This is a genomic window from Aeoliella mucimassa (assembly GCF_007748035.1).
Taxonomy (GTDB): Bacteria; Planctomycetota; Planctomycetia; order Pirellulales; family Lacipirellulaceae; genus Aeoliella; species Aeoliella mucimassa.
In genome coordinates this window covers 4190268-4211681 of the sequence record NZ_CP036278.1, presented here as the reverse complement: position 1 = coordinate 4211681, position 21414 = coordinate 4190268, and the positions used below count along the sequence as shown (strand labels likewise).

Genomic DNA, 21414 nt, shown 5'->3' with positions numbered 1-21414 from the left:
CTGGTGCTATCGGCGACGTCTGGCTTGCTTCTCGGATTGCAGACGCAAGTCGAAACGGTGGTCGCTACTTGCGTCGACTGTGTATTGAATGTTCGACAGTCGAGGGTCGTTGTAGCTAGCAGGCACGTAAGGCTCTAGCGGAGTCGCGCTGAACGCGTCGGCCCCAGTCGCTTGTGGCTCGCGAGGTGCAGCGATACCTACCTGATAGGTGCCTTCGGCCAACTTGACCGAGTAATTGCCGCTGGAGTCGATCGCTGCGACGTGAGATTTGTTGTCGGGCCCGACGAAGGTCACCGCCCCGGTCGATACCACGTTGTCGTCGCAAGTCACGGTGCCAGTCACTGGGTAGTTGGTGGATCCACCACAGCCAGCAAGAGATAGCGTGCTGGTAACGATCAGAAACAATGTAGTCCGGAATGTCATCCGCCTAGGTCCCCAAAGATAGGCACCACAGAAAAGGTAAGGAAGTCGCTCTCGCCGATAGTTCGGTGGTAACTTCGTGGGTGTCATCTTACGAAGCCATGGCAACTTCAAACAAGGCAACAACGCGCAATTAATCTGCACTATTGCGTCCTCCTGCGGGGAGCTATGTTGAATCGCTGTTGGGGCGTTTTCTGCTTCGTTGCAGGCTCACGTTAAACTCATGAGCAAGTCTCTGCTCTTCCCAAAGTCACTAGTTTCTTCCTCGTACGAGTCCCACGGGCGAAATAGATTCCCACCGCTCACGAATAGATTCCCAATTTTCCCACCGATGGGAAAATTGAATCTGCACGCACGCTACAAAACCAGTGGTTTTCAGCCTCGAATAGATTCCCATTTCCCAAAACGCATCGAGTGGGAATCTATTTTCCCGCTGCGCACTTATCGCAAGTCTTTTGCCAGCAGTAAGTTGCATCAACACCTCCAAGGAAAGTGCCCAAAATAGTTTCCCATCGGTGGGAATCTATTTTGGTTGGTAGTTGGGAGTTGGGAGTTGGGGAGGACGCTATCCCACGACCGGTTAGGCGTGCGCGCAGCAGTCAACGCCCACGCAAGCACTCATTCGCCAGCGTGTCGCTAGTTGTTCGGTCCCAGTGTAAAGCCTTACCTAACGCGTTCTCCTATCACTCAATAAGCCGACAGCCGACAAACTGTGTTACATGTCCATTAGAACACCATGGGTGGCCACTTTCCATCAAAAAACAGTCGATCAGAGAAAACAGGCGTCCGTTAGCTTGCGGTCGGAGGACAGGCCTTTACCCAGCTTACAGGGCTTGCCACCAATCACCATTACTCGCGTTCAAGCGGTGAGTTTCAGGTAGGTTATCGAGCGACGCAACTGCATCTGTTTTGTGAATAGTGTCCGTTGGAAGATTGTCGAACTCCGTGGAAGGTGAAGATGGAATGTGCGGATTAGGGAGTCTTGAAACGGCGACGCAAAGGAGACTTTGTGCTCTTGTAGGAACGCACCAGCGTGTCGCGATAGTGCAGGTTTTTTTCGCAATATCCGCTGGCTTCGAAAAACGCAAAGCGGTAAGATTCGGCCATCGCTAGGAGCTTAGCGATGGGGCTCGGCAGGCCGCGCACGCGGTCGAGGGCGTGCGAGGTTATCCCCATTCTTTTCTTGGGAGTTCCATGATGACTTTTCTCGGTGGAAGGAAGTCGACAAGGTCGACATTCAATGGCTTTACGTTGGTTGAGTTGTTGGTGGTTATCGCCATCATCGGAATCTTGGTTGCCTTGCTCTTGCCGGCGGTGCAGGCAGCCCGAGAAGCAGCTCGTCGGATGACGTGCAGCAACAATCTTAAGAACATGATGCTGGCAGCGCATAACTACCACACCGCGATGGGAGAGTTTCCCACATCCGCAACGCTGGCGCGAACCTCGGAAGACCAAAGCTCTGGCCTGCATGTGCAGTTGCTACCCTATGTGGAGCAATCGCAGCTAGGCGAATTGGTAGACGACGAGATGGATGCCGAAGGGCACCTTTCGAACCTGTCGCAACAGTTGACAGCCATCAAGCTTCCACTGTTTTGGTGTCCTAGCCGAACCGAGGAAGCCTACGAAGACTGGAGCCAGGGGCAGTCGACTTCCACCTACTACGGGGTGATGGGGGCGGGACGAAACAGCTACTGCTTACAAAAAAATGGCAGCCGCCAAGCCAAAGCCACTGCTCAGTTGCTCGAGAATAGCCACTGCGGTCAGGTTTACACCGACGGAGTGTTTTTCCCCTACGGAACCGTAAAAATACGTGAAATCACCGATGGCACCAGCCAGACCTTGGCCATGGGCGAACGTACGTACCAACTTCGTACGTACTTCCATGGGGCCTTCTACAGCGGGGCTCCGGGAGCGTTCACCAAGGTTTGTAGCCACGGTTCCAAAAACATTCGCTACGGTATCGTCACTCCGCAAGACGTTGGTTATTACGTTGCCAACGAAACTGGTGACACTCCCAAAACGGTTTTGTTCAATGACCTGTTCTTCGGCAGCGAGCATCCAGGTGGAGCCCAGTTTGCTTATGCCGATGGAAGTGTATCGCTGATCGAGAAAGAGATCGATCTCGGGGTGTTGCGAAACCTGGCAACCCGTAATGGGTCGGAAGTGGACGAACAGGGAGTGATCGACGCAACGGTCGACCGCCCCTGCAATGGTTCCTCGACTCCACCCCCACCTCAGCGTTAGCACACATGACTAGCGTCAGCGATTGACGTAGGTCGAGCACTACTGCTAATCGCTCTGTCGCGTTCCATGGTGAACGCGACGGAGCCAGACAGCGGCCTCGTTGCCGTGCAGTGGATGGTGTGTACTTGCTATGCCCGAGGAGGGGTAAGGCTCCTGATTCCTACCATGCTTGTGGGGACGTATAGAACGTTTTGGCTTCTTAAGGTGAGCTTCTCATGGTTGGTTCGATGTTGCGATGGTTAGTATGTGCCGCTCTATTTTGGTGTGGCGCGAATTCTATGGCCCAGGTCGTGGTGCTGAACGATACGTTCGAATCAGGGCAGTTTGCGAGTCAGTGGGCGACGACCGAAGGCACCGGCACCGAAGTCGTTTCGTCTCTTGCCGATGGGGCGGGGCCTTCGGATTACTACGCAAGAGTGCAGGGAGTCACCGGCGATGGCAGCGAGGCGGGCCTGGGGCTAAGCCTGTTCAATCTGGACCGCCAGGCAACCGCAGCCAGCGATTTTACCATCGCGATGGACTTTCGCATCGATCCACTGCAGACCAACCGGCGCATGTTCAATCTGATGGTCAACGGTAGCAGCAATTCGCCGACTCCCACGGATTCGGCACTAAATCTGCGATACTGGAACGACACCTGGCAGGCCTACAACGGTAGTTGGCAATCGCTCGACTTACCGGCGATTACAGCTGATGTTTGGCACAATCTTGTGCTCACTGGTTCAAACTGGGGGTCGGGCGTCGCCGGGGCCGCTTCGTGGGGAGTGCAGCTCGATGGTAGTCAGGTACTGTCGGATCTGAAGGTGTTTCAAAACAGCGCCGATGCCAGCGGTGCCCGATCGCTTTCGCTGAACGATCGCTGGGATGGAGTGGGTTTCGATATCGACAACGTGTCGGTGATCGCCACGCCAGGAGCGGTAGCTAACAACACAACTGTCATCACCCCAACCTCGCCGGTTGCCTATAGCGGCATCTATCCGCACACCGCGGTAACCAGCACCCACAACGAGGTCGCGGTTGCAGCGCTCGTGAATCGAAACGACAAGCTGTGGTTCATGACGTACGGCCCCCACATTACCGCCGGTGGGACCGACGAACTATACTCGGTGGATCTTTCGACGCTTGAGCATACCACCTATCACGACTACCCCGGCAATACCGACGCAAATCGGTACCATTCCTCTTCCTTGGGAATCGACATCGTAGGCGCGGCGTACATTGATTCCAGCGACACCATTCGCTACTTGCCAGCGACTAATCTCGCAGCGGGGGACTTGGTGGGGCGAATCACCGGCACCGCCGCTCATCTGTATGATCCGAACAAGTTGTATTACATGACGATGGAAGAAGGACTCTACGAGGTCGACTTTACCGACTTGACTCAGCCTGCGATCACCACGTTGCGAGTCGATGGCAATTTCGACTCCATCGGCAACAGCATTCAGAAAAACTTGCCTGGCGTGCATGGTAAGGGACTCTACACCGGCCAAGGACGACTGTTTTTTACCAACAACGGTGGCGATAGCACCAGCAAGGGCGGTCTTGTTGAGTGGGACGGCCAAGGGGATGCCGAGCAATTGGCCGCCTGGACCATTGTGGACGACTCGGCCCAGTACACCGAAGTTACCAGTCGGCGGGGGCCGGTCGATATGCAGGCCGACAGTACCGACACCATTTGGGCCACCGGCTGGGACGACGAGTCGATGTTTATCAACACCCGCGATGCATCCACTGGCGAGTGGACCAAGTTTCGCATGCCCAAGAGCAGTTACACGCATGGGCATCCCAACGGATGGTACACCGAGTGGCCGCGCATCCGCGACGTCGGCCTCGAAGCTGGCTATCTCATGAGTCATCATGGCATGCTGTTCCTCGTGCCCGAGGAGTTTTCGGCTACCAACCCATCAGGTGTGAAGCCGATTGCATCGCATCATAAGATGATTGTTGACTTTGTAGAGGATGGAGATCAAATCGTTCTGGCAGCGAACGATGCTTCCATTCAGCTGGGCAACAATATATTGCCGCGGGCAAATTCGAATATCCTGTTTCTCGATAAGTCCGAAATCGAACAGTATGGCGGTCCCCCCAAGGGATTCGGCGGTGTTTGGGTAAACGACGCTGTCGCAGCAGACGAGACCTCGGATGCGTTTCTGATAAGTGGCTTTCGCGATCGAGTGGTCCACTTCCAGCACCATAGCGACGAGGCAGTTACCTTCACGGTCGAGGTCGACACTAATGGCACTGGTGCTTGGCAGCCACTGGAGCAGGTGACTGTCGAAGGCAACGGCGACCAGCGAGGCAGCTATGGCTATTACTTGATGCCAAAGAATCTTGACGCCCAATGGATGCGAGTGAAATCGGATCGAGCCCTCGATTCGGCAACCGCTTATCTGCATGTCGCGAATCCAGCCCGGCAACTGAATCCCACTCTGACAGCGGGACTCTCCGATCCGATGGTTCCTGAACCACGGTCGCAGGGAGTGCTCCGATCGATGGCAGGCAGCGACTTCAAACTGGAGTTTGCCGCCGACCAATTGGACGCCAGCGGGCAGATTGTCGGCACCGGATACTATCAGGCACAGTTGAACCCAACGACCGCTGCGTTGGAATTGGTGGCGGTCGACTCGGCGGACGAAGCAAGTCTGCGGAGCGAAGCGGCAACTACCCAGGATTTTGAAGTCGACGAGGCCTCGGTCATCCTCACTGATCAAGGGCAGCGTTTCCGACTACCGAAGGGGCTCGATATATTCGACAGCGAAACTTCCTCCGGTTGGCGACGCGGAATGCGCGAGGTGGTGACCGAACGCAATCTGCTCAACGCCCATGGCACCATCTACGAAGTGCCGAAGGAGTTCGCCGGAGGGGGAGTCCGCCGCATGGTGCCGATAACGACGCACAACCTCGATATTTTCGACTTCATGTCCTGGCGAGGTATGCTGGTACTCTCCGGCGTATCCGCCGAGTCGGCTGCTGAGGGGCACTGCGTTCAGTCGAACGATGGAAAGGTGGCTCTTTGGTTTGGCAACGTCGACGATCTCTGGTCGTTCGGAGCTCCTGCCGGAGTCGGTGGACCATGGAAGGATACCGCGGTCGAAGCGAACGCGGCCTCCGATCCGTACTTGATGGCAGGATATGACCAGAAACAGTTGGAACTGTCGCACGACGCTGCGACAGCTGTGGAGTTTACGATCGAAGTCGATTTTCTGGGTACCGACGAATGGTCGGTGTACGACACGCTCACGGTGCAGCCTGGGGAATCGTTGGTGCACAGTTTTGCCGATGGTTACTCCGCCCACTGGGTGCGTATCTCTTCGAATACGTCGACAAACGCGACAGCGTGGTTTACTTACTCGGTCTCTATCCCCTTGGCAGGGGACTATAACGGGGATGGTATCGTGAATCTGGCCGACTACACCGTGTGGAGGGACAAGTTAGGAATGCGAGTTAGCCATGGCAGTAGCGCCGATGGAGACAGGAGCGGAGTGATTGATGCCGGCGATTACCAAATCTGGCGCGACCACTTTGGCGATACGAACCCCAGTGGTCAAACAAGTTCTAACTCCACTCCCACACCTGAACCAACTTCGGTGGCGTTGGCTAGCGTCTCCGTTGTGTTGCCAGCGATGATCCGATGGAAGAACCGCCATCGTGTTGCTGCTGAGTGACGCAATTGTTCAGTTGTTTTGCGCGAATCTGCTGGCAACTGTAAGTTCAAGTCGTTAGGTTCTTAACACCTAATCTCATGTTTAACTCTCTTCCAAACGTCCTAAACTGCACTGGTCAGCGAGTATCACGCTCGTTGCCTTACGACTTTCTATCTGCGATCGCACTACTTCTCTAACTTCTACTGTTCTAGAGGATTCTTGAACCATGTTACGGCAAGCGATGCTAACGGCGGCTCTTTGTATCTTAAGCCTAACGCTAATATCAAATTCTCATGCACAACTAGTGACCCACGATTTTAACGACGTCACAGCGGGTGTACTCGCGGGGCAGGGGGGCGGAACTGGTTGGGCCGATGGCTCAACCTTCACCAATGCCACCACAGAAGAAACCAACGTTGTCGCAGGCAATCTAATTGCACCGGCTTCCACCAACTATGCCATCTCGCAAAGTGGTACCGCTCAGCATATTGAAAACGCAGGAGGAGCAGCGAGTGCCTACCGCGGATTGGCAGCACCAACCACAAGCGATGCCGACATTTGGTTTTCGTTCATCGGCAGTGTGAATGGTTCGGTATCCGCACGCACAGGTCTTACGTTCGATGCGATGGACAACGGTGGGCGGTTCCTCATGCGGGGCTTGGATGATTCGATGATGGAGATCTTTCGCGAACCTGGTGGGGGAGCGAACGATTATGCCATGGATGCAAGCCCGTTCCTGATGCTGGGGCGTTTGCAACTCAACCCAGGCGGCTCCGATATACTCTCTTGGTGGTACAATCCCGACGTCACCGCGATTGATCCATTGCTACCCGACGAGTCATATCTTGGTCGTAACTGGGACGGAGACGATGGCATTAGCGACATGGGGGTCACTGTTTACGGTGCCGGTCCTGGTGCGCTCGACGCTTTCCGATTCAGCACCGGTGCATCCGCTTATCAAGACGTCACTGGCGTGGCGATGCCGACTTCTTCGGTCATCCAGTGGGCGGTCGACGCCGATGGAAACTATGGCGACACGGCAAACTGGTCGGGCGGAGTCGTACCCGACGGTGGAGTGCTGGCGTTATTTGGAAACGTCGTGACCGACGAGCGAGTGGTAACGGTCGACACGAATGCCGAGATCGGCGGCCTGCTGTTCCAGGCCGCGAATGGTGAGTACGTACTCGAGAGCGATGGATTCAGCGCGCTTACTCTTACCGGAGCAGCGACGATCGAAGGTCAGGCGACGATCAACGCCAGTATCGCTGGCACAAGTGGACTGAATAAAGTAGGTGGCGGCGATCTCTACCTGGGAGGCGACAATACCTACACGGGTGTTACCAATGTACAAGCTGGTATTTTGCGAGCGACTAATATCAACTCGATTAACGACGACCTCAACATAGAAACCGACGCTCTGTTTGTCGCACAAGGCTTCCTCGACGACGAAGGTGAGCCACTCGGTGGTGGATTCTCCGGCACCTTTAATCACGATATCACCGGCGATGGCACCTTTGTGCTCAGTAACTCGCTATTGGATGAAGTGATTGTGTTCGATTCGCCGAAGAACTTCGACGGCGTCTATCGCATCAGCGCTGGTGTCATGGTCGTCTCCGATACTGGTGTGTTCGGGACGCAAGGCACCTTTGAATCAAGAACCTACGTCGGCGTACCAGGTGATCGCAACATAGGTCAGCTAAAACTTACGAATAACATCACCGTGGCCGATGAGATTCTGCAGTTTGATGCGCGTTTAGACGAAGAAGCCGAGGTGCCACATCTGCTGAGCGAAGGCAACAATAATTGGAATGGCAACGTTTACATCCGCGATGTTGGCGACGTTACCATCGAATCGGCCGTCGCTTCTCAAACACTCCAGCTCGGGGGCGTGCTTACCGCGAGCGATTCCGCAGGCACGAGGAATTACATTTTCTCGGGTGCTGGTAACACAAACATCACTGGGTACATTTCCGACTGTGCGGCCGATGACCTGGGGGAACTTGTCGACCTCATCAACAACGAAGACCAAACCCTGTCGCCCGATGGTATTGCCGACACGAACGCGAACAACAATATCAACGTCATCAAACGCGGCACCGGCACGCTCACTTTGTCTAGTCCTTCGAGCGCTGTAGATCACTTCTGGTACGGCTCCACACTGGTGGAAGAGGGCACACTGAAAGTAGTCGCCGGCCCTGGCGACATCGGCGAACTCGCCAGCCCAGTGATTCATGTGTCGGAGGCGGCGACGATGGATGTCTCCTCGTTCGGCGTCTACAACATGCAGGTTGGTCAGACGATCGGCGGGGCAGGGCAGGTCACTGGTAATCTCGGCTACTTCGACGATGCCATTTTGGCCCCTGGCGACAAGGTCGGGACGCTCGACGTAGCGGGCAACCTGTCGATGACCACGTACAGCTCGACCCCCACCGGGGCGCTGAAATTCAAGCTTGGCGATTCGCACGATGTCGACAATGGCGAGAACGATCTGATTGACGTCTCGGGCAACGTGACTGCGAACGATGCCCTGGGAAGCTCCGGGCGTTTCGCAGTGCAGATCACTCCCCAAGGCACCTTGGCTAGCGGTACCTATACCTTGATTCGCGCGGCTGGTTCGCTCAACGGATCGGCTACGGCTGCTAGCTATGAGCCGACGTTGGTCGATGCTGATGGCGAGTTGATCACCAACACCCGGTTTGCACTTAGCATGGCAACCGATTCCGATAGCGTGAATCTGCAGGTAAGTGGTTCGGCGGCCAACTTGACTTGGAAAGGAAGCACGAGTGCCTACTGGGACATCAACGCCGATCCGAACTGGACTGGCGGATCCACCCGGTTCATGAACCTCGATCGTGTGACGTTCGACGATTCGGCCACCGGAACAACCGATGTTGTCGTGGCTCAAGAAGTCTACGCGGGCGAAATCAATTTTAACAACAACACCAAAAACTACACCATCACCGGCGAGGCGATTAAGGGCACCGCTCTAGTGGTTCTCAGCGGTACCGGTGTGGTCACGCTGGCGATTGCAAATAGCAACTACGGATCGATCACAGCCGAAAGCGGTTCGACCCTGGAAGTTGGTAACGAGCAGAAACAGGTGATCACCATCGGCGGTGATCTCGTCGCGAAGTCGGGCTCTACCATCCGTATCGGTGGTGATGGTTACGTGCTCAGCACTCCCACGGTCACCGGCGAAGACTTTGAAGGCTTCGGCCCACCGGCAACCGGAGTCGTGTTCACCGGCAACGCGGTGACCAACACCCCGTCGATGAGCGGTTGGCAGTTGATCGATGGCCGCTCTTCTACTTCAACGCAAACCGGCAACGACGACGCGGTCTTCGAGCTGATGAGCGGTGCGAATGGAGTAAGCTCGTCAGTTTCGCTCAATCAAACCAATGCGAATACCGACTTCCCGGACACCGGCAACGCCCACAATGGAAGCATGGCGATCTCACCGCTTGATGCGAGTGGTGCGGTCGATATCGTGTCGGCGACCATTGGTCAGAGCGATCCGAGCGGTGGATACGCAGATGCTTCGGTGGTGTTTGGTTACGTCGATCAGGATAACTACTTCTACGCCCAGGTGAATCAAGGTTACGGAATCTCGATTATCCAAGTGGTGGACGATACTCCGCAAACACTGACGAATGTTCCCTCGGGCACCACGGGCAACTTTGCCAATAACGTTCCGTGGGACGTGACGCTGGTACACAACGCCACAGCAGGTGAGGTGTCGTTTACCGCCAGCGATGGCACCAGCAACTACACCGTGAATCTCACCAACCCGGCGTTGCAAACCGGTGGAACGGGCCTGATTGGTTTTGGCTCGCACAACGATGCGTGGACCGTCGACGATGTTACAGTAAGCACCACCGATGGGATCCAGAACTTCCGAGCGACAGTCGATGGAGACTTCGATCTGCAACTCGGCGCAACGCTTGCTTTCGACATGAATGGTCTGGAGAGTTACGACAGTCTATCGGTTACTGGTGATCTGATTTTGGATGGTACGTTGGAAGTCAACCTACTCGATACCTTCTCGGGACAGGCGGGCGACACGTTTAATCTGTTGAATGTTACGGGCACGATTTCCGGCTCGCCGACCTTGATGCTCCCCGCGTTGGAATTAGGCCTTGTGTGGGACGATAGCGAGTTGCTGACCGAGGGTATGCTGGCGATTGTACTTCAGCCGCTCGAAGGCGACTTCAACGGCGACGGCGTCGTGAGCATCGCCGACTACACGGTTTGGCGCGACAACCTCGGAGCCGATACCGACGACGCCCTCAACGGCAATGGCGATGGCATCGACGGCGTAACTGTCGCCGACTACGACGTATGGAAGGGCAATTTTGGTGCGACCTGGGCAGCCTCTCTCGACGCTGTTGGGGGAGCGGCCGTGCCAGAGCCTACTTCCATCTTCCTGCTGGTGGCAGCGACGGCCGCATTGGTCGTCGCTCGCCGCCGTGCGGTGTAGTCGCGCAATGCTCACTATGAAGCGTCATCCGTAGTCGCGGGTGGCTCTTCACGAGGGAACGGTTCGAGGTGCACGAGCACGTCGCGCAACTGCGGAAACTCGTGAAGCAAGTGATCCTTCACGCGATGCCCAATTGTGTGTCCCTCGGCAATGGTGAGCTTGCGATCGACTTCCAAGTGAATGTCGGCAAAGAACTCTAAGCCTGATTTGCGAACCCAGAGCGTTTCGACACCTTGGACTTCGGGGTGAGCGATGGCATATTCTCTAATGGATTGCACCAGGTCGTCCGCGGCCTGGGCATCCATCAACTCGCTAGCGCTTTGCCGAAAGAGTTGAATACCTGACCAGATGATGGCAGTCGCAACAATCAACGACGCGACTTCGTCGGCCCAGATGTACTGATTGCCTCCCAAGGAGATTGCGGCCAAGCCGATGAGTACCGCCAGGGCGCATAAGGCATCGCTGCGATGATCCCACGCGTTGGCCATCATCACCGCCGAACCAGTTCGCCGGCCCACTCGCATTTTGTAGTGGTACAACGCTTCCTTGATCACGACGTTCGAGCCAGCAATCCACAACGTCCAAGTGGGGGGCAACTCGTGGGCGACACCGAAGCGGCGAATCGCCTCCCAACCAACCACCACGGCCGACAGTACCACCAGCAGCGCCACGTTCGAAGCGGCAATGCCCTCCGCGCGGCTATGCCCGTAGGGATGTTCTTTGTCGGGAGGGCGCTGAGCGACTTTCAGTGCGTAGAGCACTACTAAGGTGCTGATCGAGTCTCCCAGCGAATTCACCGAGTCGGCCACCAGGGCGAACGAATGTCCCACGATGCCGCCTATGAGTTTCACGATGCCTAAACCCAGATTAGCAGCCAGGCCAATTTGGGCAGCCCGCGTGACTTCGCGGTAAGGATCCACAGCGTGGTTGGAGCTACGAGAATTCACAAAGCATGCGGGGGCAACAGAGGTGACACGCCAAAAGTTCATGGCCATCGAATGGGTTTTGGGGGAACCTATTGCACCAGATCGATGCCGAATTAAACAGGGGGACCAAGCACTAGCATTGAGCTGCCGGGCAAAGCACTTCGTTTGTTGATGCAAGCCAAATCGCGGGCTGCTACTCTACTGATCTCTGCGTATTCCTGGTGTGTCTATAGCAAGCGTAGCCCATCGCCATCGCAACCGCTTGTTCGCTGAGCGATTTGCAGTAGGTTTCTATGCCTCAAAACCTTGGCGCTGGGGGGGGATGCTGAAGAGCGTTATGCAAAACGACTGAGATGGCTTGCCTGGGGTAAGTGAGATCGCGTGTGATTGACCACTACCGACGGTTGGATATGTATTTAAAATTAATGAAAATCCTCTTCCATCTCCTGTTCTGGTGCAAATTGTCATGCAGTCCTTAGCGATGCGATATTGGGCATTTCTCTCGGTACTTTTGGCCACTTCGTCCTGGGCGGCCGACGCCACCGTGACGGTCGACTGCGAGTCGGCGGGGCACGAAATCAGTCCGCAATTGGTCGGTGTGTTCTTCGAGGACATCAACTTCGGTGCCGATGGGGGATTCAGTGCCGAACAGGTGATCAATGGCTCGATGGAGATTCCCAAATCGCTGCTGGGCTGGACGCGGGTCGGTGAAGGAGTCGAGGTGCAGGCCAGCACCGATGCAGGCATCAAATCGGCGAATCCAACCTTCTTGCGACTCACGTCCGACGACTCGTCGCAGACCGGTGGAGTGGAGAACAACGGGTACCGCGGCATCGGGCTTCATCAGGGTGAGACCTATCGATTCACCGCCCAAGCTCGCTCGACCGCGGGAGCCGAAATCCCGCTCGTCGTCCGACTGGTTGGAGACGACGACCAGGTGCTTGCCGAGCAAACGTGTGCCATCCGCGGTTCGGCCTGGCAACCTATCGAGTTGATGCTTACCCCTTCGAAGACCGATGCGAACGCCAGCTTGCAATTGCTCATGCGCAATAAAGGGTTGGTCGACCTCGATTTGGTGTCGCTCTGCACGACCGATACCTGGAAGGGCCACCCGCACGGCCTGCGGAAGGATCTGGTTCAGTTGTTGGCCGACATGAAGCCGGCGTTCTTTCGCTTTCCCGGTGGTTGCATCGTGGAGGGGAGCGAGCTGAAGTATCGCTATCAGTGGAAGTCGACCATTGGTCCTCGCGATGAGCGGCGGCTCATCGTGAATCGCTGGAACACCGAGTTCGCCCATCGCCCTGCGCCGGATTACTACCAGTCGTTCGACGTCGGGTTCTTTGAGTACTTTCAGTTGGCCGAAGACATTGGTGCCGAGCCGATGCCGATCATCAATTGCGGCATGGCTTGCCAGTTCAACTCTGGTGAATTAGTGCCGCTCGACCAGCTTGAACCATACATTCAAGACGCGCTTGATCTCATTGAGTTCGCCAACGGTCCAGTGACCAGCGAGTGGGGTGGGCGTCGCGCGGCGATGGGGCATCCCGAACCATTCAATCTCAGGCTATTGGGAGTTGGCAACGAGCAGTGGGGGCCCGAGTATTTCGAGCGGTATCGGCGGTTTGCCACGGTGCTCGAAGCTCGCCATCCCGAGGTCGAGTTGATTTCCACTTCAGGCCCATTTCCAGCCGGCGAGCGTTTCGACTACGCCTGGCCGATCTTGAGAGAGCTGAAGGTGCCGATCGTCGACGAGCACTGCTACGCCTCGCCCGATTGGTTCATGCGCGAAGCGACCCGTTATGATAACTACGATCGCAGCGGGCCGAAGGTGTTCATGGGCGAGTACGCTTCGCAGTCGGTGCAGCTGGTAAGTCCGCTGAATCGCAATACGCTCAGGTGTGCCTTGGCCGAGGCAGCGTTTCTTACCGGTATCGAACGCAATGGCGACATCGTCGACATGAGTGCCTACGCCCCGCTGATGGGGCACGAACAGGCGTGGCAATGGCGGCCGAATCTACTCTGGTTTGATAATCTCGAGTCGTACGGCTCGCCCTCCTATTACACGCAGTTGCTATTCAGTCACCACCTCGGCGATCAAACTCGTCCGACCGAAGTGAGCGACTCCCGCCCTCGGCAACCATTCGGTGGCAAGATCGGCGTGGGTAGTGTCGACGCCAGCGTCGAGTATCGCAACATTAAGTACGAGAGTCAGGGGAAGGTGCTCTTTGAGCAGCCAGAGATCGATGCCAACGAGGTGTTGCAGGTTGGGCTGGGGAGTCGCTGGCTAGTCGCCCCCGAAGTGGTTCGTCAGTCGAATCCGTCGGGCTACGCGAGAGCCATGATCGGCGATTACCAATGGGCCGAGGGAACTCTCACGCTCGAGGTTCGCAAGCTCGATGGGCGCGGTGGCCCGATGATTCTCTTCCGCAACACTGACGGAGGTTCACGGATCGAGTGGAACCTCGGCAACGCCCGCGGAAAGCACCAACTCCTCAGCCGCCAGGCAACTCACTGGGATGTTCCCGTAGTCGCCGACGAAGTCGACGGGCGGATCGACAACGGGCAGTGGTACGAAGTGCGCGTCGAGATGTCGGGCGGCAAGGTGGCCTGCTATCTCGATGGCCAGATGGTGCACGCCTGTGCGATGCCAGGGCCGGAGATCCCTCAGCTGTATGCGGTGGGAAGCTACGATAACGAGTCGCAGGAAACCATCGTGAAGGTCGTGAATCCAACCGCCAAGCCTTGCGAGATAGAAATCGATCTATCGGGCGCCGAACTCGCGAGCGATCAATGCACGGTCATTACCTTGGCCTCCGACGATCCTGAAGCCGAGAACTCCATCGCCCAACCCAAGCAGGTGGCCCCCACGGAAAGCACCGAAACAGTTAGCGGACCTCGCTTCACTCGCGAGTACCCCGCTTGGTCGTTTACCGTACTGCGGCTGAAAACCAAGTAACACTGGTTTAGCAGGCAGAAGCTAGCCAAGCACCCGCAGAAGCGTTTCTCCGATAAACACACCGAGGAACGTGCCGATCACGTAACCCCAGATGCCCACGAGCGTTGCGGGGACGATAAGGTGCTTCCAGCCTTGGGTGATCGCGATGGCTACGGCAGTCGGGGGGCCGCCGAGAGTCGCGCTGACGCAGACCAACAGTTCTCGCAGGTCGAGATGCAGCAGCCGCCCCAGGATTAACGTGACCAATAGGTTGGTCACCGCGATGATCAGGCAGAACACAAACAACATCGGAACGTTGCCAAGCACCGCTAACAGATCGGCTGGCAATCCGATGGCGAACAGAAAGATGTAGAGCATCAACGTGCCGAGTTCGTTCGCTCCGTTGATCTTCTCAAGGCTTCTCCGAAACAGGGTGGCCAGGATCACCGATAGGAAGGTGATCAACACAAAGTCGTTGCCAAGCACGGTGCCTAGCAGCGAGTCGGGAAAAGTTCCACGAATCCACCCACCCAGCGTGCTGGCGACGGCCACTACACACAATGAAATGGCAAACGATTTGGCCAAGTCGAGTAGACTGATCGGTTGTGGTTTCCAGTGAACGCTGGCCGACGTTCCATCGCTGCTGTCGTCGCTAGTGGCTTCTTCGCTCAGGCCATACCAGCGCTTCATGGTTGCGTTGCCGCCGATCGCCAGAAGCAGCAGGAATACTCCGGCCATGATGAAGTTGTCGGCCACCAGCAGCGGGCTTACCAAGTTTTCGCTTAACGTGAACGCCTCCCGCACGGCGAAAAAATTCACCGCTCCGCCGGTATAGCTGGCTGTCATGATGCCAGCCGTTTCGCTGACCTGCTCGACTTGATTGTGAAGCACCATCGTGGCGAACACGGCCCCGAGCATCGTGCCCAGCACACTTAGATGAAACGCCATGAACATGGGTCCTGTTTCTTTTGCGATGCGAAACACGTTTGCGCGGAGTAGCAGCAATGGAATCGCCAGCGGTACCAGGTAATCCGACACAACGCCATAAGCCTTGGCCTCGGTTGGCATCACTCCGGTGTTCGAGAGCAGCATCGCCAATAGCAAGGCGATAAACGGACCGCTGATCTTCGCCGCCCAGCGATAGGTTTGTTCGAGCCAAATCGCAAGCGCGGTGCCAGTGACGATTACGGCCCATAGCGCCCAGGTGTTATCGGGATGGATCAAGGGAGTGTTGAACATCGTAGGTTTAAGAGCTTCCGTGGATAACGTGAATGGTCGGCAATTTATGATTTTACAAGTGCTTGGCCAGCGCGGTGAGCAATTGATCGATCATTTCCGTGGTATGGGTGGCAAACACGGCGATTCGCAGCGCCCCGTCGGCATCCAATCCTGAGTAGCATCGCGAATGGGCGACGAGAATCTGATCACTGGCGAGCGACTGCTGCAGGCGTGCCATGTTTGCTCCATCCCCGAGAGTGATGCCGACGAAAGGGACAGGCGATGAATCGACTTCCAGCCCCAGTGAGCGGAGGCCCGCTCTCAGGTACTTCGCGTTGCGTTGTAATCGGTAAACGATCTCGGGATTCTCGGTGACTAGCTGCAGACCCATCGCGCTGGCGGCCGCTGCTGGAGTGGCTGGGGCGCTGGCGCCGCGGAAGTAGTCGCTGCCATCGCGCGCGGCGTGAATGAACCGCGTGGAGCCGTAAACAATTCCACCATGCCCACCGAATGCCTTGCTCAAGGTTCCGGTAGCAAAAAGTCGCGGAGCAGCGCTGCTAAGTGGCAAGTCATTCACCTGTGCGGTATCGAGACCAAAGTGCTCGTAGGTTCCCCAACCACGTGTCCCCAGCACCCCCACCGCGTGACAATCGTCGAGGCACAATGCTGCGTGGTCGTACACTTGCAACACTTCGAGATACTGTTGGACGGGAGCCAGACTACCCCGCGAGGCGAAGACACCATCGCTGAACACCAGCGGAACTGCCCCTGGAGGCAAATGTTCGCCCAGCGATTCGCTTAGCGCCATGGCATCGCGATGTCGAAAGCGGACTATCGGCAATCGGAAGAATCGGCACGCATCTTCGATGCTGAAGTGAGCAAACTCGTCGACAAACAACATATCGACCGACCGGTGAATAGCCGACAGCAGGATGTGGTTGCACGAGTAGCCCGAGGCAAAGTAGTAGGCGTCGTCGCACTGCCAAAACTGGGCCGCGCGGTGTTCGACTTCTTGTACCGGCGGTGTCGTGCCCCATCCCCCACGATTCGTGGCCGAACCCACTCCCCACCTGCGCGTCGCCTCGCAGGCGGCTTCGATCACTTGCGGGTGGCATTGCAAACCGAGATAGCCGGTGCCGCCAAAGTACAGATACGATCTTCCGTCGATCGTAGTGCTAGTACCGGGAGCTGACAGCATCAGTTGCATGAAGTGGGCCTTTCAGCCTCAAGGCAAACAGGCGAACAGCTGGTTGCCATAACAGGTTGCGTCGTCACTCACGCGGGCGTAACGACCTTGAGCACGCACCGAAGGGAATGCTCGACGTGCGAAGCAGACTCAGTATATCCACCGTAAAGTCGATGCGGTTCCTTGTGCGCATAATCGTACGAAAGTTGCGCACATTGTTTTCATGCGAGGTGATCGAGCGAAATCGATAATGTGCCCTGGAGTGAACGAGTGCGTCCTGCCTCTTAACCGCAAGCCATTGTTGTCAGTTAGCGGTATTGGTGGCCTTGCGCGAATTTACCCAGATTATGCGCTTTCAGCTATCTGCGCACCGGACTGCTGGATCTATGCTGGGAATCGTGAGAGTTGGTTTCCCCTGGGAGACCATGATTGACTACTGCGCGCTGTGTTATTCAAGCAGTGATCGCTATTCTCGTTCGCAAGGTTGGAACCGATGGCTAGGCGAGGTGTCGTATTCGTGCTGTTGTTTACCTTTGCATCCATGGGAAGTGCTCAGCGTGCTCAAGCAGAAGAGGAGCCATCGGTCGAATCAGCGACCACCCAGCAGTCTGAGCATCCGGCCGCGTTGCGCGTGGCGATGTGTCAGTTGTCGTGCGTCGACGACGACCGCGAGGGTAACTTCGAGCGGTTAGAAGCCTGTCTGAAACAAGCCCAGCGAGAATCGGCCGACATGGCTTGTTTTCCCGAAACATGCCTACTGGGATGGGTGAATCCCAACTCGCACCAGCTCGCGCATCCGATACCGGGCACCGAGCTGGAGCACGACGTCAGTCGTTTGCAGGCGTTAGCCCAGCAGTATGAATTAATGCTCTGTTTGGGGCTGGCGGAGAAGTCGGGTGCCAAGCTTTATGATTCGGTAGTGTTGATCGATCGCGATGGCAAGTTGCTGTTGAAGCATCGGAAGGTGAACGTGCTGAAGGAGATGATGACTCCTCCTTACACCGCCGGTGAGCGGGTGGAGGTGGTCGACACTCCATTTGGCAAGATCGGGCTGTTGATTTGCGCCGATACGTTCGACGCGGACTGCTTGCAGCGCATGCAGAAAATAAAACCTGATCTGGTGCTGGTTCCCTACGGGTGGGCAGCGCCGCCTGCTGACTGGCCTCAACATGGTCGGGCGCTGGCGAGCACCGTATCGCACGCGGCGAAAACCATCGGGGCTCCAGTGGTCGGAGTGAACTCGGTCGGCGAGATCGCCCATGGACCTTGGCGAGGGTACACCTATGGTGGTCAGAGCATCAGCTGCGATGCCGAAGGACGCTCGCTGTTGGTGTTGGCCGACCGCCAGTCGCAAGTGATTACTTTTGAGTTGATGCGGAAAGTGGATCCCTAGTCTACGCGACTACTGGCAACGACACCTGTGCAACACGACGCTGGCGATCAACGGAACTATGAGGCACCCAGGATGAGTGAGAGTGAGCACCCGCCGGAGCCGTCGCCAGGTCGATTGGTGGCCGTATTGGTAGATATCGACGACATGTGGGGGCGGCGGATCGTGCAGGCGGTCTCCGAGTACTCTCACGCCAAGAACTGGCAATTGCTCATTGCCCCTCGCGATACGCAAGGTCGCTTGCGCATCCCTCCGCAATGGCAACCCGATGGTGCGATCGTTTCGATGCGCGACAAGTCGATGGTCGCGCATGTGAAGAGTGCCGAGGTGCCGACGATCAATGTTTCTGGTATGTACCTCGACGAAGGTTGGGCGGGGCATGTCGCGACCGACGACGAGGTGCGCGCCACCATGGCGGTCGACCACCTGAGGAGTCGCCGGATTCAGCACTTTGCCAGCTATGCTCCAGCTATCGGGCGGTATAACATCGAGCGAGAGCAGGCGTTCGTCAGCGAGGTACGTAAGGCAGGGTTCCAGTGCAGTTGCTACACGAACACCAAGTGGTATCGGCAAAGCACCTGGCTCGACGATCGCCAGAACGTAGGGGAGTGGATTGATAGCCTGCCAAAACCGGTTGGCGTGTTTGCAGCCGATCCCTACCCCGCCCGGCAGTTAGTGGAGATCTGCGCCTGGCGAGGCTACGAGATTCCGGAAGAGGTCGCCATTCTCTCGGGCGACGAAGACGACTTGTTGTGCGAGTCGGCATCGCCGCCGATTACGAGCATCGAGCTGGCAAGTCATCGCATCGGTCATGAAGCGAGTCGCATGCTCGACCAGCGGCTGGCGGATCGCGATGTGCAGCAACCCGTGCAGCGAGTCAAACCGCTACGGGTTTGCATGCGACGCTCGACTGAAAGTCGCCACATCTCCGACCCGGCCGTGGCCAGCTGCGTGCGAGTGATTTGGGAAAGCCCGCCCGACAGGGTCGAAGTACGCGACCTGGTGAAAGTGGCTCGTGTTTCGCGACGCACGCTCGAACAGAAGTTTCGCGATAAACTCGGCCGAACGCCGGCCGAAGAGATTCGTCGGATGCGACTCGAGAAGGCTCGCCAACTGATTGTCTCCACCTCGCTCAGCATTGCTACGATTGCCGAAACGTGTGGCCTATCCAGTGGACCTTATCTCTCACGCATCTTCCGCAAGTACTATGGCATCACCCCTAGCGAGCTGCGGAGTGGGCGTTCGGTGAATGTGTAATTGAGAGTTGCGTGTCGTGAATCGCTCCTGGTGCGCTGAAGTGCATCGCGAAGCATCTAGATGCGAAAAAAGATAAGCCTAATGCGCTGCGTTGCATTGAGTCGTTCACGGTACGCAACTAGAGTTGAAAGAGTGGAGTGGTTTCGTTCCCCGGCTCTACGGAGCGAAGAGGGCATCGAAACCGACGACGTCTCCGCAACCTGGTCGAAGGCAATTGCAGGGGTATTGTCTTGCGACCATGGTGCGGATCGCTCTTACTTGTCTGCGAGCGATTCCACGAGCAACCAACGGGGGAATCTGATAACTGCGTGCTGTATCTCGACGATCTACGTCACCCGAGGTGTCTTCTTTTATTGAGTTCTTGCAACTTTGGAGGTAGCGACTAATGATTCGAACCGTACTTAGTACCACCTTGCTATTCGCTGGATGGATGGCTCTCACGCCGTCGGTTCAGGCGGAAGTCTTGGTGTCCGACGACTTTTCCGATCCATCCCCCGGAAGCGGTGTTGGCTGGGTTGCCGACAGCGAGTGGTCCGGCAGTGGCACCATTGCGGATGGAGTGATTACCTTTGGCGACATCGGGCGGCACTTTGCGAGCCCGATCGATCCGTTTGCCCTCGGCAAGGTGTTTGTGGCGTTCGACTACACGCAAACAAGTGTCGCGGGTAATCCCGATCCGCTGCCGCTCGGTACCTGGTGGGGCGGGGCGACCATCTACGAACCCGACAACGCGGAGGCCGTGTTTATCGGCAACCCATGGGGAAGTGGACCGAATGGTCTAGGCGATTACGGAGTGGCCACCTCCGTGGGCGGCGTGCCTGACCATATCCTGCACTCCGGCGTCGACTTCGACGATCAGCTGCACACGCTCATTACCGAGATCGATACCACCGTGGCCGGTAGCATTACTTACCGTTTGTGGTTCGACGACAATACCTGGTTGGGATCGCCCAACGATTCGATCACGGTACCGCTCGCCGACAGCCCGATCGATACCGAGTGGGGATTCCTCTACTTCCGATCGGATGGCACTACCACCAACCAGGCCGATAACCTGGTGATCGCCACCGCAGCAGAGGATGTGGGGTTGTCTCCCGTGCCGGAGCCCGCCAGCCTGGCGATGCTTGCTGTTGCTACGGCGCTATTGGTTTCGGCTGGGGGTCGTCAGCGTAAGGCATAAGTACACCGCATTGCGGGGGATTGCAAAGCAGCCCAGGCGTCGAACTTGCGACGCCTGGGCTTGTTTTATGTTTGCTCTGCGACGACGAACGATTCCGCGACGTATGTCTGGTCAGGACGTTATCGAGATCCGTCGGCGAACTCGCGTGGTGGGTGCGTTCCCGGACGGCAACAGTGCCTTGATGCTGGTGGCCGCCAGGCTCAGACGCATGGCCGGCACTAAGTGGAGCACGCGGAAGTACCTCGACATGGACCGACTGCAAGAGACCAGCGGATCGACCTCGTAGGCCGCGACCGCCCCAACTCTTCCGCAATTACGCTGCTACAGTGTTGGGAGCGGACCTACCGGCAGGGCAATGCCTTAAAATAATTGTGCGTAGTTGTGACGGACACGACCTGTTAGCCACACATGTTTTGGGTGCCAGCGCTGGCTTGTCGCGGACTGCCTTTCGCGATCGGATGGCAGTAGCAACGGCTTGATGATGATCCGCCACATCACCCAGTTACCAGCAGTGGGCTAAATGGTTGCGTGGCGAAG

The 21414-nt window shown here is 56.8% G+C and carries 12 protein-coding genes and 1 pseudogene; 8 read left to right on the top strand and 5 right to left on the bottom strand.

What is annotated here, in order from left to right:
- Positions 1-6: 6 nt before the first annotated feature.
- Both Pan181_RS16425 and Pan181_RS26800 read right to left on the bottom strand, forming a co-directional pair.
- On the bottom strand, positions 7-423 hold the full coding sequence (locus Pan181_RS16425) for a hypothetical protein (RefSeq protein WP_145248243.1): 417 nt from the start codon (positions 421-423) through the stop codon (positions 7-9).
- A 969-nt stretch (positions 424-1392) separates the two neighbouring features.
- Positions 1393-1527 (bottom strand): hypothetical protein, encoded by a 135-nt coding sequence (locus Pan181_RS26800; protein WP_261342232.1) that lies wholly within the window; start codon positions 1525-1527, stop codon positions 1393-1395.
- An 87-nt stretch (positions 1528-1614) separates the two neighbouring features.
- Here Pan181_RS26800 and Pan181_RS16415 point away from each other — a divergent pair, with 87 nt between their 5' ends.
- From Pan181_RS16415 to Pan181_RS16405, 3 genes are all read left to right on the top strand, one after another.
- Positions 1615-2664, top strand: a complete 1050-nt coding sequence (locus tag Pan181_RS16415) for a DUF1559 domain-containing protein (protein ID WP_145248239.1) — start codon at positions 1615-1617, stop codon at positions 2662-2664.
- A gap of 278 nt (positions 2665-2942) precedes the next feature.
- Positions 2943-6329 (top strand): hypothetical protein, encoded by a 3387-nt coding sequence (locus tag Pan181_RS16410; RefSeq protein WP_145248237.1) that lies wholly within the window; start codon positions 2943-2945, stop codon positions 6327-6329.
- A gap of 283 nt (positions 6330-6612) precedes the next feature.
- The gene (locus Pan181_RS16405; protein WP_197528422.1) at positions 6613-10785 is read left to right on the top strand and encodes a beta strand repeat-containing protein; all 4173 of its coding nucleotides are present in this window, start codon (positions 6613-6615) and stop codon (positions 10783-10785) included.
- 14 nt (positions 10786-10799) lie between these two features.
- Here the strand turns inward: Pan181_RS16405 and Pan181_RS16400 are convergent, their stop codons facing one another.
- A complete protein-coding gene (locus Pan181_RS16400; RefSeq protein ID WP_145248233.1) occupies positions 10800-11774 on the bottom strand; it encodes a cation diffusion facilitator family transporter in 975 nt (324 codons plus the stop codon).
- 418 nt (positions 11775-12192) lie between these two features.
- On the opposite strand from Pan181_RS16400, the gene Pan181_RS16395 reads away from it, so the two are divergent.
- Positions 12193-14667: an alpha-L-arabinofuranosidase C-terminal domain-containing protein gene (locus Pan181_RS16395; RefSeq protein ID WP_197528421.1), complete on the top strand. Its 2475-nt coding sequence runs from the start codon at positions 12193-12195 to the stop codon at positions 14665-14667.
- Positions 14668-14688: 21 nt separating this feature from the next.
- Here the strand turns inward: Pan181_RS16395 and Pan181_RS16390 are convergent, their stop codons facing one another.
- Positions 14689-15885, bottom strand: a complete 1197-nt coding sequence (locus Pan181_RS16390) for a DUF819 family protein (RefSeq protein WP_145248230.1) — start codon at positions 15883-15885, stop codon at positions 14689-14691.
- 52 nt (positions 15886-15937) lie between these two features.
- Complete coding sequence (locus Pan181_RS16385; protein WP_197528420.1) at positions 15938-17062, bottom strand: aminotransferase class I/II-fold pyridoxal phosphate-dependent enzyme; 1125 nt, start codon at positions 17060-17062, stop codon at positions 15938-15940.
- Between the two features lie 481 nt (positions 17063-17543).
- Here Pan181_RS16385 and Pan181_RS16380 point away from each other — a divergent pair, with 481 nt between their 5' ends.
- From Pan181_RS16380 to Pan181_RS16365, 4 genes and pseudogenes are all read left to right on the top strand, one after another.
- A complete protein-coding gene (locus tag Pan181_RS16380) occupies positions 17544-18443 on the top strand; it encodes a carbon-nitrogen hydrolase family protein (RefSeq protein ID WP_231943617.1) in 900 nt (299 codons plus the stop codon).
- A 72-nt stretch (positions 18444-18515) separates the two neighbouring features.
- Positions 18516-19697 carry an AraC family transcriptional regulator gene (locus Pan181_RS16375; RefSeq protein WP_145248225.1) on the top strand — a complete coding sequence of 394 codons (1182 nt, stop codon included), beginning with the start codon at positions 18516-18518 and terminating at the stop codon, positions 19695-19697.
- A 385-nt stretch (positions 19698-20082) separates the two neighbouring features.
- On the top strand, positions 20083-20877 hold the full coding sequence (locus Pan181_RS16370; RefSeq protein WP_145248223.1) for a PEP-CTERM sorting domain-containing protein: 795 nt from the start codon (positions 20083-20085) through the stop codon (positions 20875-20877).
- 124 nt (positions 20878-21001) lie between these two features.
- A pseudogene (locus Pan181_RS16365) lies at positions 21002-21163 on the top strand (IS256 family transposase); the annotation flags it as partial.
- Positions 21164-21414: the final 251 nt, after the last annotated feature.